The sequence below is a fragment of the Geotoga petraea genome, from assembly GCF_900102615.1.
GTDB classification, from domain to species: Bacteria; Thermotogota; Thermotogae; order Petrotogales; family Petrotogaceae; genus Geotoga; species Geotoga petraea.
On record NZ_FMYV01000003.1, the window covers coordinates 209,859 to 224,587 of the forward strand.

General features: G+C 29.0%; 14 protein-coding genes. 4 read left to right on the top strand and 10 right to left on the bottom strand.

Annotated elements, in window-relative coordinates; genetic code table 11:
- Positions 1-52: 52 nt before the first annotated feature.
- The 4 genes from BLS00_RS04925 (at position 53) to pgmB (ending at position 2,800) form a co-directional block, all read left to right on the top strand.
- Positions 53-577 carry a hypothetical protein gene (locus BLS00_RS04925; protein WP_091403284.1) on the top strand — a complete coding sequence of 175 codons (525 nt, stop codon included), beginning with the start codon at positions 53-55 and terminating at the stop codon, positions 575-577.
- Positions 578-597: 20 nt separating this feature from the next.
- Positions 598-1,311: a hypothetical protein gene (locus BLS00_RS04930; RefSeq protein ID WP_091403285.1), complete on the top strand. Its 714-nt coding sequence runs from the start codon at positions 598-600 to the stop codon at positions 1,309-1,311.
- 4 nt (positions 1,312-1,315) lie between these two features.
- On the top strand, positions 1,316-2,050 hold the full coding sequence (locus BLS00_RS04935) for a DUF6320 domain-containing protein (protein ID WP_091403287.1): 735 nt from the start codon (positions 1,316-1,318) through the stop codon (positions 2,048-2,050).
- A 99-nt stretch (positions 2,051-2,149) separates the two neighbouring features.
- Complete coding sequence (gene pgmB / locus BLS00_RS04940; protein WP_091403288.1) at positions 2,150-2,800, top strand: beta-phosphoglucomutase; 651 nt, start codon at positions 2,150-2,152, stop codon at positions 2,798-2,800.
- A 16-nt stretch (positions 2,801-2,816) separates the two neighbouring features.
- Here pgmB and BLS00_RS04945 read toward each other — a convergent pair whose 3' ends face one another.
- From BLS00_RS04945 to BLS00_RS04990, 10 genes are all read right to left on the bottom strand, one after another.
- On the bottom strand, positions 2,817-5,099 hold the full coding sequence (locus tag BLS00_RS04945) for a glycoside hydrolase family 65 protein (RefSeq protein ID WP_091403290.1): 2,283 nt from the start codon (positions 5,097-5,099) through the stop codon (positions 2,817-2,819).
- A 134-nt stretch (positions 5,100-5,233) separates the two neighbouring features.
- Complete coding sequence (locus BLS00_RS04950) at positions 5,234-6,124, bottom strand: carbohydrate ABC transporter permease (RefSeq protein ID WP_091403291.1); 891 nt, start codon at positions 6,122-6,124, stop codon at positions 5,234-5,236.
- Positions 6,125-6,135: 11 nt separating this feature from the next.
- On the bottom strand, positions 6,136-7,305 hold the full coding sequence (locus tag BLS00_RS04955) for a carbohydrate ABC transporter permease (protein WP_091403293.1): 1,170 nt from the start codon (positions 7,303-7,305) through the stop codon (positions 6,136-6,138).
- Between the two features lie 56 nt (positions 7,306-7,361).
- On the bottom strand, positions 7,362-8,576 hold the full coding sequence (locus tag BLS00_RS04960) for an ABC transporter substrate-binding protein (RefSeq protein WP_091403295.1): 1,215 nt from the start codon (positions 8,574-8,576) through the stop codon (positions 7,362-7,364).
- Positions 8,577-8,581: 5 nt separating this feature from the next.
- Positions 8,582-9,559 (bottom strand): LacI family DNA-binding transcriptional regulator, encoded by a 978-nt coding sequence (locus BLS00_RS04965; RefSeq protein ID WP_091403297.1) that lies wholly within the window; start codon positions 9,557-9,559, stop codon positions 8,582-8,584.
- 213 nt (positions 9,560-9,772) lie between these two features.
- Entirely contained in the window at positions 9,773-10,117 is a 345-nt protein-coding gene (locus BLS00_RS04970) for a hypothetical protein (RefSeq protein ID WP_091403298.1), read from the bottom strand.
- A 44-nt stretch (positions 10,118-10,161) separates the two neighbouring features.
- The gene (locus BLS00_RS04975) at positions 10,162-11,547 is read right to left on the bottom strand and encodes a hypothetical protein (RefSeq protein WP_091403300.1); all 1,386 of its coding nucleotides are present in this window, start codon (positions 11,545-11,547) and stop codon (positions 10,162-10,164) included.
- 1 nt (position 11,548) lies between these two features.
- On the bottom strand, positions 11,549-12,793 hold the full coding sequence (locus tag BLS00_RS04980) for a MerR family transcriptional regulator (RefSeq protein WP_091403301.1): 1,245 nt from the start codon (positions 12,791-12,793) through the stop codon (positions 11,549-11,551).
- A 21-nt stretch (positions 12,794-12,814) separates the two neighbouring features.
- Complete coding sequence (locus tag BLS00_RS04985; RefSeq protein ID WP_205742384.1) at positions 12,815-13,852, bottom strand: oxidoreductase; 1,038 nt, start codon at positions 13,850-13,852, stop codon at positions 12,815-12,817.
- On the bottom strand, positions 13,852-14,712 hold the full coding sequence (locus tag BLS00_RS04990) for an amidohydrolase family protein (protein WP_091403372.1): 861 nt from the start codon (positions 14,710-14,712) through the stop codon (positions 13,852-13,854). Before BLS00_RS04990 ends, BLS00_RS04985 begins: the two co-directional genes overlap by 1 nt.
- Positions 14,713-14,729 lie beyond the last annotated feature (17 nt).

Below are 14,729 nucleotides of genomic sequence, written 5' to 3' on the forward strand. Positions count from 1 at the left end.
ATTGATTAATTTATTATATAATTTTATTTATAGATTCGAAAAGGGGGTAATTATGAGAAAAGCTTGGTATAAATTAGATAATGCAGGTAAACTGTATTCTTCTATTATGAACGATAGAGCAACCACTATTTTTAGATTAAGTATTTATTTAAAAGAAAAAGTTGATGTATTAATTTTAAAACAAGCAGTAGATAATTTAAAAGATAGGTTTCCTTATTACAATGTTCTTTTGAAAAAAGGTTTTTTCTGGCATTATTTGGAAACAACCGATAGGAACCCAACAATAGATTTAGAGAGATATTATCCTTGTATGGATATAAAATATAACAAACAGGGAATTTATCTTTATAGATTGCTTTACTTTGAAAATAAACTGTCTTTTGAATTTAGCCATATTATGACAGATGGAAATGGTGCTTTGGTTTATATACTTTCTTTGATTTATGAGTATTTAAATTTAAAAGGAGAAAATATAGAAAAAATTCCGGGTTTATTTTATAAAGATGAGACTCCAGACCCAGGCGAGTTTGAAGATGGGTTTGATAAATATTTTGATCCTACAAACAAAAAAAGATAAAATTTGTGGATGCTTTCAAATTGCCATTTAATAAAACGGAACCTGGTATTTATTACACAGTAACTGGTATTCTTGATAGTAAAGAACTAAAGAAATTGGCGACTAACTACGATTCAAGCGTGGGAGAGTTTTTAATTTCACTATATATATTTTCTATTTACAAATATATAGTTGAAAACAACCTTCCAAAAAAACCTATCTATACTAATTCTCCGGTGAATTTGAGAAGTGTTTTTGGTTCGAAAACAATGAAAAATTTTTTTGTTAGTGTAACTCCTCATATAGATTTTGAAAAAGATTTATACTCTTTGGAAGAAATAGTGGAAATAGTGAAAAAATATATGAGAAAAGCAAAACAAAAAGAGTATTTAACAAGGTATATAAATCGATCTGTTAGAAATACTAAAAATTGGTTGAAATTTTTTCCATTGATAATAAAAGATTCTGCTATGTCTGCTGTATATAATATTTGGGGAGAAAGTAATTACACATCAGGCTTTTCAAATATGGGGGTTATCAAGTTAGGTCCTTTAGAGAAATATATTGAAAAAATGGAAGCGTATCCCCCACCAAGTGAAGGAAATATAATAAAAGTAGCTTCATTAACTTATAAAGATAAAATGTATATAACATTTGGAAAATTAACAGAAGAAAAGGACTTGGAAAGAATTTTCTTTTCCGAATTGAGAAAAATGGGAATAATTGCAAAAATTGAAACGAATTATAGGAGCTGATAAAATGCCATATTGTCCTAATTGTGGTGTAAAAGTTGATAAAGGAGTAGAAAAGTGCCCTTTGTGTAATTTTGATATCCCAGCTATAGATCAGGATGATGGTAAAAAATTTAAAAAATATCCAGACAAAATAGATAGATATCCAAAATCATACAGAAGAAAAAGAAAGATATTTATGTCTTATTACAACTTTATGGCGCTAGTTTTATCGATTATCTTTTTAATCGAAGATTTTGTATTTACAGGGGGAATAACCTGGAGTAAATATGTAATAGTTCCTGTTTTATATACAACTTATTTTTTAAGGTTTATTTTTGGTTTGACAAAAGGATATCATAGGGGCCTTTTAACTGTTCATTTAGGCACTTTTGTCATGGTTTTTTTGCTGGATATATTTAATGGAGAAATTGATTTTTCATTGACTTTGGCTTTACCATTGTTAGTTGTTTCTTATTTTGGTATTGAAGTTTTTTCTTTTATTTCCAAAAAGACGAAAAAGTTCGGATTGGATTCAGTAGCCTATATATTGATATTTTTTGCCTTTTTATTGATAGCTTTGGAGTTTGTTGTAGAATTAAATGTATATTCAATAATAGATCTTGATTGGTCTTTAATAGCGGCTTTTCAATTGATTCCGATAGCTTTTTTTATGTTTTTATTACACAACGGTTCTACAGAGAATTTTAAAAGAAATTTTAAACATTTTATTGAAAGACTAATGAGAAAGTTTCATACTTAGAATAAAAGCCCTAATGAAATATTAGGGCTTTTTTAGTATTCGCTTAAAATTGTCAATGTATAATTATAGGGTAATATAAAACATGAGGAGGAAATAAAAATGATTAGGGCGTGTATATTTGATTTGGATGGAGTAATAGTAGATACAGCAAAATATCATTATAAAGCATGGAAAAGACTGGCAAATGAGTTGGGGTTTGAATTCACTGAAGAGGATAACGAAAGATTAAAAGGCGTAAGTAGAATGACTTCATTAGAAATATTGTTAGAAATTGGAAATAAAAAAGGCGAATATACCGAAGATGAAAAATTAAAATTGGCAACGAAGAAAAATGAATGGTATAGAGAATACATAACAAAAATGGAAAAAGATGAAATATTACCAGGAGTAGAAGGATTTTTGGAGTTATTAAGACAAAATGGGGTAAAAATAGCAATAGGTTCAGCCTCTAAGAATGCAAAAACAATACTGGAAAGAATAGGATTAATAGATAAGTTTGACGCAATAGTAGATGGAACAAAAATAACAAAAGCTAAGCCAGATCCACAAGTATTCACAAAAGCAGCAGATGAAATGAATGAAAAATACGAAGATTGTGTGGTTTTTGAAGATTCTCAAGCAGGGATAGATGCAGCGTTAGCTGCTGGAATGAAAGCTATTGCTGTGGGAAAGCCAGAAAATCTAAAAAATGCGCACAAAATAATTTCTGGGTTTAAAAACAAAGATTTTGAGCTATTAATGTTTGATTGATAAAATAGAGCCCTCTTTAAGAGAGCTCTATTTCTTTTTTTTGACCTTTTATCAAATTATATTTTTTTGACTGAACTTTAATAATTAAATCTTTTTCTGATAAAAATTCAATAGATTTACTTTTGACTTTAATATTTAAATCTTTGCCTTTCCAATTTATTTTATAAGAAAGACTTTCCCATTTATCTGGAATCCAAGGGTCAAAATTTAAAATATTATCTATATCAACAGATAAACCTCCAAACCCCATTACAGCAGATTGCCATGATCCTCCAGTAGAAGCAGCATGAAGTCCGGCGTTTGAATTCCCTTGATTATCTTCTAAATCAGTCATGATGGTTTTCATAAAATATTTATAAGCATTATGAGTATCTCCTACTTTCAATCCCATTATAGAATACATAGAAGGGCTTAAAGAAGATTTATGCATGGTTCTTTTTTCATAATAATCATAATTAATTTTCTTAGTTTTTTTATCAAATTCTTCTTGTAAAATTAGCATTAACATAATTACATCTGGTTGTTTTATTAATTGAGTTTCGCCTAACTTATCAAGTTCAATATTTTTTGGCCATAGAGGCATTCCGTTATTGTCCCATTCAGTTATTACAATATCCTTCAAGTTGAAATATCCTTCAAATTGTTCAATTAAATTAGAATTTTCTTTTTTAGGGAGATATATTTTTTTAGATAATTCAAGAAATTCAAGAAAATCATTGTCATTTAAGCCTAATAAAACGCATAATTCATCATATTTATTTTTATGGCGTTCTTTTAGCCAATTCGAAAGATCATAAGCTTTTTTCAAATTCCATTTAGCTAAGTAGTTTGTATAGAAATTATTGTTAACATGTTCATGAAATTCATCTGGGCCAATAATTTTATTTATTTCATATGAACCAGTTTTGCTATTGTATTCAAGTCTTGATTTCCAAAACTTAGCAGTATCAAAAAATATTTCAACTCCATAATCAAGTAAAAATGACTCATCCTGAACAGTTCTATAATACTCCCAAAAAGATAAAGCAATATCTGCACTTATATGATATTCTTCATCCCCTGTCCATATTCTAACGGGGTTTCCAACGTAGTCTATTCCCCATTTAGGTGTTTCTTCAATCCCTTTATCAGCTGCTTCCCAGGGGAACTGTGCCCCTTTATAACCATTTATTTGTGCATTTTTTCTAGCCCCTTTTAGAGTGTTGTATCTATATAGTAGTAAAGATTTTGCTGTTTCAGGGCTTGTATATATAAAAAAAGGTAGCATAAAAATTTCTGTATCCCAAAATATATGGCCTTTATATCCTTCTCCATGTAATCCTTTAGCAGGTATAGAAACAGTATCATCTTTTTCGTTAGCTGAAGAAGTTAGTTGAAAAATGTTAAATCTGATGCCTTTTTGAGCTTCTTCATCACCTTCGATTTTTATGTCTATTTTATTCCAAATCTTTTCCCATTCTTTTTTATGTAATTCAAATTCTTGATCATATGAATTATAAAAAAACTCCCTTAAGTCTTTTTGGGCCATTAATTCTGGATTTTTAGTTTCTCTTGAGCTGAAGGTAGAATTGAATTTTTCAATAATATAAGTTGAATCTTTTTCGCATAAAAATTCATAAGTTTCTTGAATAGTTTGCCCTACTTTACGATAATTTCTTGATTTTAAAATATTTTGCCCGTTATTTTGAGCTTTAATTGTAGTGGCTTCACAGACTAAAATTCCTTTATCTCTTGTTTTAGTAAGCATTAGCATACCAGGAGATAAATCCATAGTTTTTATGATATTGTAATGTTTTACTCTGTTTATAGGATCGAAGATTGAGTTAGTTGTACTACCATCTATTATATTTTCAAGTGTTATTTTACCTGAAAAATTGAGAGGTGTTATCTTATATTTCAAACCCGTTCTATGGAAATTATTTTTACTAACAAATCTTTCTGCTTCTACTTTAATTTGTTTACCTTTTTTTGTCTCAAAGGTAATATTTGTAATTAGTTTAGCACTTTTCATATCCAAAGTTCTTTTAAAGTTTAGTATATTAGACTCATCTATTTTTAGAATTTCATAGTCAACATATATATTTAAGGTTAAATTATCTGGGTTATTGACTATTTCGTTTACTTGAGCTTCCGATTTGTCATATATCCCTGCTATAAAATTCCCTTTTTCATTTTTTTCAGAAAACTCATTGATTCCTCTGTATCCTCTATAACCATTTGCAAGAGTAAAGACAGTTTCATATTTACCAAAATTATCTTTAAGGAATTCATTTTGAACTATATACCAGCTATCATTCATCCGATTTCCTCCTATTATGAAAAATTTATTAATGTCAATTTCTTAGCTTAAAACCCAGAAATTATTTTTATTGCTCCTATATTTTAAATTAACCGCCCTTAGCCCCGGTCTCCCTCCCAAATTACTCAGGATGATTAGCCTTTTACGGCAGAAACTTTTCCAGTTTCAACAAATTGCTTTTGAAAAGATATAAATATTATTATCATAGGGATTGTCATTAAAATTGAACCAGCCATTAAATATTGCCAAAATGTATAATAAGAAGATTTAAAGAAATTTAAGCCCATTGTTAATGTATACATTTCCTTTTGCGAAGTAATTATTAAAGGCCATTGAAAATCATTCCAAGCTCCCATAAAAGTATATATAGAAAGAGCTGCTATTGCTGGTTTTGAATTTGGTAGTACTATTCTGAAAAATGTCCCTGTGATTGATGAGCCGTCTAATCTTGCTGATTCTTCTAATTCTTTAGGAAAATTTATAAAAAATTGTCTCATTAAAAATAAACCAAAAATATTTGTTAATTTTGGTAAAAATAATCCCCAATAGGTATTAACCAGCTCAAAATTAACCATTAAATTATATTGTGGAATCATCAAAACTTGTCCTGGAATCATTAAAGTAGCTAAAAATAGTGTGAACCAAAAGTTTTTTAAAGGAAAATTAAGTCGAGCAAATGCATAACCCCCCAGGGTGTTAAATAATATATTTCCTAAAGTTAGTAATCCTGCGTAGATAACAGTGTTTAAAATCCATCTTCCATATAAAGGAACGACTTCAAAAATTTTGAAATAGTTTTCAAAGGTTAAAGGTGCTCCAAAAGCAGATGGCTCTTTATCGATTAAATCTATTTCTGGTGGCCAATCCATGATGTTTACACCTTGCTCTTCCCCCGCTTCATTAGTATAAGTTAAAGGAGTTAATGAAACCAATGTTGCCCAAAAAAATGGGAACAAAGAAAGAAGAGCATAGGCTATTAAAATGATATAAGAAACAATTCTTGCTGTTTTCCATTTTTTATTCATAAAAACCCTCCTCAATACTCTTCTTTAATGTATTTTCTTTGAATAAATGTTATAAAAAGAATAACTCCAAACAATACTACTGCAAGAGAAGAAGCATAGCCCATTTCTCCATATTCAAAAGCATTTTTATATATATAGAATGATATTGTTATATTCCGCATATTCTTTATTAAAAAATATATCTGGTCAAAAACTTGTAAGCATCCTATAGTACTCATAATCATAACAAATAATATTTGGGGCCTTAATAAAGGCATTGTGATTTTCCAAAATCTTGTCCAACCTTTTGCTCCATCTATGCTTGCTGCTTCATATATGCTTTTTGGTATATCCTGCAACCCTGCTAAAAATGTGATCATGAAATATCCTGCGGTTGTCCAAATATTCATTGCCATTATTGAATATAGAGCTATATTTGGTTCGTTTAAGAAGTCGATTGGTTGGTATCCAAATCCTCCAAATAATGATTCTAAAATTCTATTTAATATACCTGGTTTTGAGTAAATCAACCAAAAAATCATTGAAATTGCTGCTGAAGAAGTTACAGCTGGAATAAAGAATATTACCTTAAAAATGTTTCTACCTTTTATTTTGGAATTAGCTGCAACAGCTAAAATAACTGCTAAAAGTGTTTGTATAGGCACAACAATTAAAGAATACAATATTGCGTTCCAAAGTGATATATAAAAATATTGGTCATTAAACATTCTTTTAAAGTTATCGAATCCAACAAAATCTGGTATATATCTTAAAAAAGCTTGAAAACCCGTTATCATATATTCTTTCATAAATTCGGATACAACCATTTTTTCTGGCAGATCATCATTCACGAAATCTTTAATTAATTTTTCGGAATTAAAATTCTTTTTTATAGATTCCTTTTCTTTTTCATCTAAATTAACCCCAACATCATATTGAATAAAACTCACTGGCTCAAATGATGATAATAACTTTTCATAATCATCAGGCCCAACATCGCTTTGAAAATATCCTAAATTGAATTCTAACGATTCAGAAGGATAAACAGGATTATTAAATTTTTGAGCCTCTAATGGCTGATAATTTGTAAAACTATAATAGAATATTGCTATGATTGGATATATAGTGAAAATCAAAACTGTTAATATCATAGGCGAAGCAAAAGTATATCCAGTTAATGCTTCTCGGGTTTTTCTTTTCATTACACGCACCTCTCTAAATAATTAGAGGGGAAATATCCCCTCTAAAAATTATAATGTTAGTTACTTTGAACCCATTCTTGATAATTATTTTCGATTCTATTTGCAAACTCTTCAATGGTTATTTTTTCATACATTAAATCTTTAAGCATAGAATTGAGTTGATCGTTAGCCTTTGAGAAAACACCACTTGGTGTAGGAACACTCCAAGGATAACCAAATTCAACTGAATCATAAAAAACTTTGTTTTCAGGTGTTCTTGCATTTTCTGCTATTGATTTTCTTGAAGCTAATATAGATGTTTTTTCAGTAAATATTTTTTGACCTTCATTTGTTAAAAACTTTAACACTTTCCAAGCTGCTTCTCTATTTTGTGTTTGTCTGTTAATAGACCAAGAAACTGTATAAATCATACTTGCTCTTTCTTCATCTTTTGGCATTAAAGTCATTCCTATTTTGTTAGACATATTAGGATATTGATCATCAATAAAACCTTTTGTCCAAGGTCCTGACATACCCATAGCTACTTTACCGGCTGCTATTGCTTCACCAATCCATCCGGAACCAACATTTGAAGGTTCAAATGCAACTTTATATTTACTTGCAAGATCAGTGTAAAATTCAATTGCTTCAAGAGATTTCTCAGAAGTTAATGCTTGTGTCATATCGTCGTTCACTACTTTTCCACCAAATGCATAAATAAAAGGCATGGCTCTGTTAAAGTCTGGAGCTAAAACCATAGGAGTTTCAAACCCTGATGATTTTAACAATTCAGCTTTAGCCAACATATCTTCGTATGTATCATGTTCAGTAGGATATGGGACATCGTATTTGTCAAATATTTCCTTGTTGTAGTATAATACTAATGTAGAAAAATCTTTTGGCAAACCGTATAATCTTTCGTTGAATGTAAAACCGTCAATTAAATTTTCATAAAAATCATCTACATCAAAGTTTTCTTTTTGAATGTACAAATCCAAAGGCAATAAAACATTTTTTCTAGCTAATTCTTCGAAGTAGTATATGTCTACGTAGAAGATATCTGGTCCGGTTCCTGCTGACAACCTTGTGAGAAGGGCTTGTTTGTAATCTCCAGGGATCGGATCCCATTTTATTTGTACATCTGAGTTTTCACTGTTAAATACTTCAACTGCCTCTTTAATAGCTGCTTCTTCTGTAGGATTACCAGGCCACCCTGATATTGTAATTGTTGTTACAGAAAAAACTGTTAATACGAAAGTTAAAACCAAGAAAAAACTTAAAACTTTTTTCATCCAACTTACCCCCTTTTAAATTTTTTGGTACTTTCCCGTTCTACCAATTTTGTGGGAATTATTATTGAATTAATTTTATTGCCTTGAGATAATTCGTGTACATTTTTGGCTGCATTAAAACCTATATCAAAGATGTTTTGATCTACTGTTGTTAAATCAAAAAATTTAGCAAGCTCGATGTTATCAAACCCTATTATTGGGAAATATTTTTTAGTTCTTCTCATTTCTTGCATAATGGCTATAGCCATTTTATCTGAAGCACAAAAAATTCCTTCAAAATCTGTTTTAGTGATTTTTTGTTTAAAAATTTTAACAGCTTTTTCTTCATCAAAATTTGCGTATTCCATATCTATTTTTATATTATTCAATCTTGCTGCATTCTTAACTCCTTCGTTTCTTTGCTCAGTAACAGGATTATTTTTATCACCAGTCAGATACAATATTTTTCTTAGCCCCATTTCTGAAAACTTTTCAATAGCGTAAAAAGCACCAGATGTATTGTCAGAATCAATATAATTAAAATTATTTTTAGAATTTCTTCCTATAACTACATAGGGAAAATTTTTTTTGTTTAAAAAATCAATTCTTTTATCATTTTCTTTTAAATCAAGTAAAATAAAACCATCTACTATTTTGCTATCAATTACTGATCCATAATAATCTATCAAATCTTTTTGAGCGTGGGTATCTACTATTAGCTTTAAACCTTTTTTAGACATATAAGATATAGTTCCTTGCAATAATTGTTGGGAATATGATGTTTCAAAGATTCGATCTGTATGAACAGAAAAAACTATAGAAAAAATTCCTGTCTTTTTTTTTCTCATTGATTTTGCAATTGCATCAGGCCTATAATTATATTTTTTAATAACACTTAAAACTCTATTTTTTGTTTCATTTTTAACTTTTTCAGGGTTGTTTAAAACTCTTGATACAGTTGCTACTGAAACATTTGCTTTTTTGGCAATTTCTTTTATATTCATATACAACACCTCTATAATGTAATCGATTACATTGCTATATTACTATTTATTTACAAAAAATCAAAATGCATTTATACTTGTTATGAAGCTTTTATATAAAAATATTTATAATTAGAAAAAAGATTCTTCACTTTTTACAATTAATAAAAATATGTAATCGTTTTCATAAAAATAATAATAATTCTATAAAAAAAATAAACCCCTAAAAGGGGTTTATTTAATCCTTATATCAGCTAATAATTGTTCATTTTCTTCTGTTTTTTCGATGAAAGAATTATAAAAATTCTCCCAGACAATTTTTTCTTTTTGAAATTGATCCTTATAGTATCCATCTTCAATCTTTGATATAATTTCGTTTAACCTTTCGGAAATCTCTAATAAAAATTCTTTTGCTTCGATTTCATTCTCTTCTGCTAAAGAGTATGTTTTTAATAGAGCTCTGAAGTAAACAGTTAAAAAAGGTATTTTTGTTATAAAACATCCAGTGAAAGGGAACAATTCTTCTTTTATATAATCATAATTATCCAAAATATCTGAGGCATAATAGCTGAATAACAAAATTCTTTCGTAATCTCCTATTAGCTTTCCTATTTTTGATTCCTCTATGGTTTTTTAATTAAATTATGTTTATCATGCCTCATAACAAGTTTGTCATTATGGTAATATCTCAAATATTTTCCATGTATTTTTTTGTCAATAATAGATAATATAAAAGCTTGGTCTTCTGCTCTGCCAATAAAGCTTGGGGTAAATGGCTTGTATTTTATTAAATCTTCAACCAGTATTCCATTAGTACCTCCAGTTACATGGTATCTTATTATTGGATTATCTTTCTTTTTGTATCTGGTTCCCATCTCTGCAATTGTTGAAATATACTGTGGTTTTTGTGAGTTAAAGATGAATTTATCATAAGTTATTGTTATTTCATCTTTTTTAATATCAGGTTCAAATAGTGATTTTTTTATGTCATAATCGTTGACCAAAGAACCAGCTATCATCCCGAGTTGTACCTCTTCTCCATTATGGACTCCAACTGAACCCCAGAGCTTATCTTTGAAAATTTCAAAAGCAAACTCACCTGTGTATTTGTGAAGTGCTCTTTGGTCAAACACTTGGTCTAAATCTATTTTAAAAGTAGCCTTTATTCTTGGGTCAATATAATAGCTCCAAAAAACCGACACAGCTTTTAAAAAGCTATAATGTCTTCCATATTTACCGCTTACACCTATAACTTTCTTGGTTTCTTCTCGTTTTATATCATCTTTTATTACTATATCGATCATTTTTTCAACATCATCTTCTGTAAAAGCATACACATTTAAATTTTCTAAATCGTAGGTTCGTAGTATATCTCTTAAATATTTTTTTGCAATTATATTCAGTGAATCATGTGTACAACTTATCGAAAGAACCACAGTTACTTTTTCATTTGTTTCAACAGATACAGAATCATTCAATTTTGTCAATCCATATATTATTTCATTTTCCGAATCTGGAGTGTCTATAGGTACTGGGTGGTCATACCAATATTTTTGTTTTTCTTCAAAATCCACCTTACTTTTATATTCATAAGGTAGGTTTTCCTTATTTTTAGGCATTGTCAATAACACATTAGAGGTTATTAGAATTTCTTTATAAGGGTTATCAATAATTGGTTCGTCGAGTTTTGATATTTCAACACGCCTTTTCCCCCTTACATGTTTGATCGTTTCTTCATAATCGAGAAGATTTTCTGGAAAGAATATTCTTTGGATTTCATTTATTTTTTCTTCTACCGAACCACTTAAATCTATTTCATTTCCTATAGATTCAAAATCTCTTACAGCTTTCTTTCTCAACCTATTTATGAACAAATTTATACTTTCTTGTGAATAAATTTCAGTAATTTCGCCTTTTAAAAATTTTTTTATGATATTTTGGGTTTTGTTTTTTCTCACGGAATTTAAAATTAGTTCGTCAATTTCTTTTGAAAATTCCCTAAATGTCATATTATTCACCCTCTACTTTTTTACCTTTGAAAACAAAAAAATCGAGCCTTGATTTTTTTTTCATGAATCTATCTATCTCTGTCTTGAAATTAGAGCCTTGAATAACTGCAGAATCTTCTTTTTCAAAAATACTATATTCAAGGTCAATAAAATCTCTTGTATATAGCTTATCTAAATAATTGAATTCTTTGACAAAAATATTATCTCTTGATTCTTTTAGAAAAAACGTTGAGAAAATATAACCATTGTATTTTAAGATATCATAGAAATTTTTTAATGGAGATTTATTGGTGTTTGAGACATAATTTATCATCCCTGATAGATCTAATATATAATCAAAACTATTATGTTTTAAAGGTATTGTTAAATAATCAAATGCCATAAAAACTACATTTGATGATGATGATAAATCTGTTTTTTCCATTCTCTTTTTGAGCCCTTTCATTCTTAGATATTGATAATCAACAATAAAAATATTTGCATTTTCAATATTTTCTATAAATTTGTAGGGGATTTCATGACCTATTGGTCTTGCCAGAAGAATATTTTTTCCATTTAAATCTTTAAGGTTGATTCTCTTTTCCATCCAATATGATGGAGCCATTAAGAAAGATAAATATTCTGAATCATTTTCATCGATAACACTTTTATAAGAAAGTTCTTCACCGTATGATTTATGAAAGGATTTTTTGTCAGAATCTTCTGTGACTATCATTCCATTCTCTATTTTGGCCTCATATCCACATTCACAATACAAATCGCCATTTTCAATTTTATTATTTTTAATTGAAGCATTGTTTAATTTTAAAGGTTTTTGGCATTTTGGACAGGCTAAAAAGTGCAATACATTTATAGGTATCGAATAAGTTTTGTATTCATTTTTCGCATCTCTTATCTCTTTTTCATAATCCTTTTTTATCTTTTCCAACTCTTCTAAAGCTATATTGAATTCTTCTTTTTCTTTAGCAACTTGATCTATTTTATTATTTATAATACTCAAAAGATATTCTGTTTCAGCTTTCCCTGTTTTTGGCATCATTCTCATATATGTCAAGATGTGTTTTATTTCTTCAATTGTAAATTTCATCTTTTTAAACTGTAGGATAAAATCCATACTTTTTTCACATGTTTCGTCAAAATGATAACGATTATGAACTTTTTCAGGTATTATCATTCCATTATCTATGTAATACCTAACTGTATCTGTGGATAGATTGTACTTTTCAGCAAATTCTCCAATTTTCATATGAATTCCCCCACCATGAACTTATAATTTTATAAACTGTCTTTTTTCATTGCTTTCGAATGCTTTTTCAATTATTTGTATGGTTCTTAAAGCTGTTTCTGGTCTAACTTCTATTTTAGCATTGTTTTTAATTCTATCGAACAAGTTTTTATAAAAGAAATGGTATTTTCCAGTCTCTGTTATAATTTTTTCCGATTTTTCTTCGCCATTTTCAATGTAGTTTATTTTACCCCAGTTTGATTCTTTGTCTTTACCGTAGTCAGGATCATCTGGTGTTATTTTTTCTTTCAACTGCCCTTCTTGTACATCGGTCCCATATTTTATAAATGTTCCGTTAAGGCCTTTTATTATATACTTTGGAGATTTGTAATTAGATAACATATCTGCTTTAAGAGTTACTTTTAAAGTGTTATAGTCCAAAATTATCTCAAAATAATCATCTACAACGGCATCTGGCCTTTGTTTTCTAATATCTGCAAAAATTGCATATGGTTCTCCGAACAAACATAAAGCTTGATCTATTAGATGTGAACCAAGATCATAGACTATTCCAGAGCCAGGTTCGTCTTTTTCTTTCCATTTGTCTTTTATGAAATTTCTAAATCTATCAAAGTGGGCCTCAAATTCAACAACTTTTCCAAGTTTTTTGGTTTCTAAAAGTTTTTTTACAGTTAAAAAATCTCCATCCCATCTTCTATTTTGATTTACAGTTAGCACTAAATTCTTTTTAACTGCTAAATCTACAAGTTCTCTTGCTTCTTCAGAGGTGACAGTGAAAGGTTTTTCCACAATAACGTGTTTGTTATGTAGTAATGCAAGTTTCGCGTGATCATAATGTATTTTATTTGGTGTAGTGACTAAAATAACGTCTATATCAGAGTCAAAAAGATCTTCGATGTTATGAACAACTTCTACATATGGGTATTCTTTTTTGGATTTTTCTGATTTTCTTTCATAGACTTTTTTCAAATTGAATTCTGGTAAATAGTCAATAATTGGAGCATGAAATACACTTGCAGACAAACCAAAACCAATGATTCCAACATTAATTTTTTCCATTATTCCCCCTCCTCAAAAAGTTTGAACAAATTGTTAGAGTTGTTATAAAAAATATCCTCGTAATATTTTTCAGGCACCAACTTTTTAATAAATTCAATGTACGTTTTCACTTGTACCAGTGGCCAATCTGTTCCGAAAAGAAGTTTATCATAGGTTTCACTGTAAAAGATAGCCCTTCTAAAGTGATCAATAAAAGTTTTTTCATTTATATATGTTTTTGCTTTAAATTCATCTGAAACTATCAATCCAGATAAATCTGCAAAAACATTCCTGTTTTTCGAAAGAATTTCTGCTGTATCCATAACCCACGGATCTCCCAAATGGGCAATAACAAAATTGATGTTTCTATGAAAAACAGCTAATTCATCTATGTGTATAGGGTGTGAATATTTTATTAGCCCTCTTTCTGAATAAGTGTCTCCCGAGTGAATAACAACCGGAAGATTATATTTCTCTGCCAATTCGTAAATGGGTTCATAAACTGTGTCATAAACATAAAATGGATAATAACCAGCATAAATTTTGAACCCCACAATTCTTGTTTCTGAAATAGCATTTTCTATATCATATATACTCTCTTTTCTTGTTTGCAAGTCGTATGGATTTATTCCAAGGCATTCGTAAATAAAAGCGGGGTTTGGAACTTCTAAGTCCAATCGCATAGGATTTAAAGAGTTATAATCGGGGAATTTTCCTTCTTCAGTTTCAGATAATCCCATACCTATTCCAGCTATTATATTGTTTTCTTCATATTCATTTTTCAACCCAATAGAAGAATAATCAAGGTCGGAAATTTCTAAAGCAGTTCCCTTAAAACTCAGAATATCTGAAAAATGCATATGAGCATCAATTATTTTAATAATTATCACATCCTTAT

Excerpts from the sequence above, each read along its gene's own strand:
- BLS00_RS04925 (WP_091403284.1), top strand. The coding sequence starts at position 53 with ATGAGAAAAGCTTGGTATAAATTAGATAATGCAGGTAAACTGTATTCT.
- BLS00_RS04935 (WP_091403287.1), top strand. The coding sequence starts at position 1,316 with ATGCCATATTGTCCTAATTGTGGTGTAAAAGTTGATAAAGGAGTAGAA.
- pgmB (WP_091403288.1), top strand. The coding sequence starts at position 2,150 with ATGATTAGGGCGTGTATATTTGATTTGGATGGAGTAATAGTAGATACA.
- BLS00_RS04945 (WP_091403290.1), bottom strand. The coding sequence starts at position 5,099 with ATGAATGATAGCTGGTATATAGTTCAAAATGAATTCCTTAAAGATAAT.
- BLS00_RS04950 (WP_091403291.1), bottom strand. The coding sequence starts at position 6,124 with ATGAATAAAAAATGGAAAACAGCAAGAATTGTTTCTTATATCATTTTA.
- BLS00_RS04955 (WP_091403293.1), bottom strand. The coding sequence starts at position 7,305 with ATGAAAAGAAAAACCCGAGAAGCATTAACTGGATATACTTTTGCTTCG.
- BLS00_RS04960 (WP_091403295.1), bottom strand. The coding sequence starts at position 8,576 with ATGAAAAAAGTTTTAAGTTTTTTCTTGGTTTTAACTTTCGTATTAACA.
- BLS00_RS04965 (WP_091403297.1), bottom strand. The coding sequence starts at position 9,559 with ATGAATATAAAAGAAATTGCCAAAAAAGCAAATGTTTCAGTAGCAACT.
- BLS00_RS04975 (WP_091403300.1), bottom strand. The coding sequence starts at position 11,547 with ATGACATTTAGGGAATTTTCAAAAGAAATTGACGAACTAATTTTAAAT.
- BLS00_RS04980 (WP_091403301.1), bottom strand. The coding sequence starts at position 12,793 with ATGAAAATTGGAGAATTTGCTGAAAAGTACAATCTATCCACAGATACA.
- BLS00_RS04985 (WP_205742384.1), bottom strand. The coding sequence starts at position 13,852 with ATGGAAAAAATTAATGTTGGAATCATTGGTTTTGGTTTGTCTGCAAGT.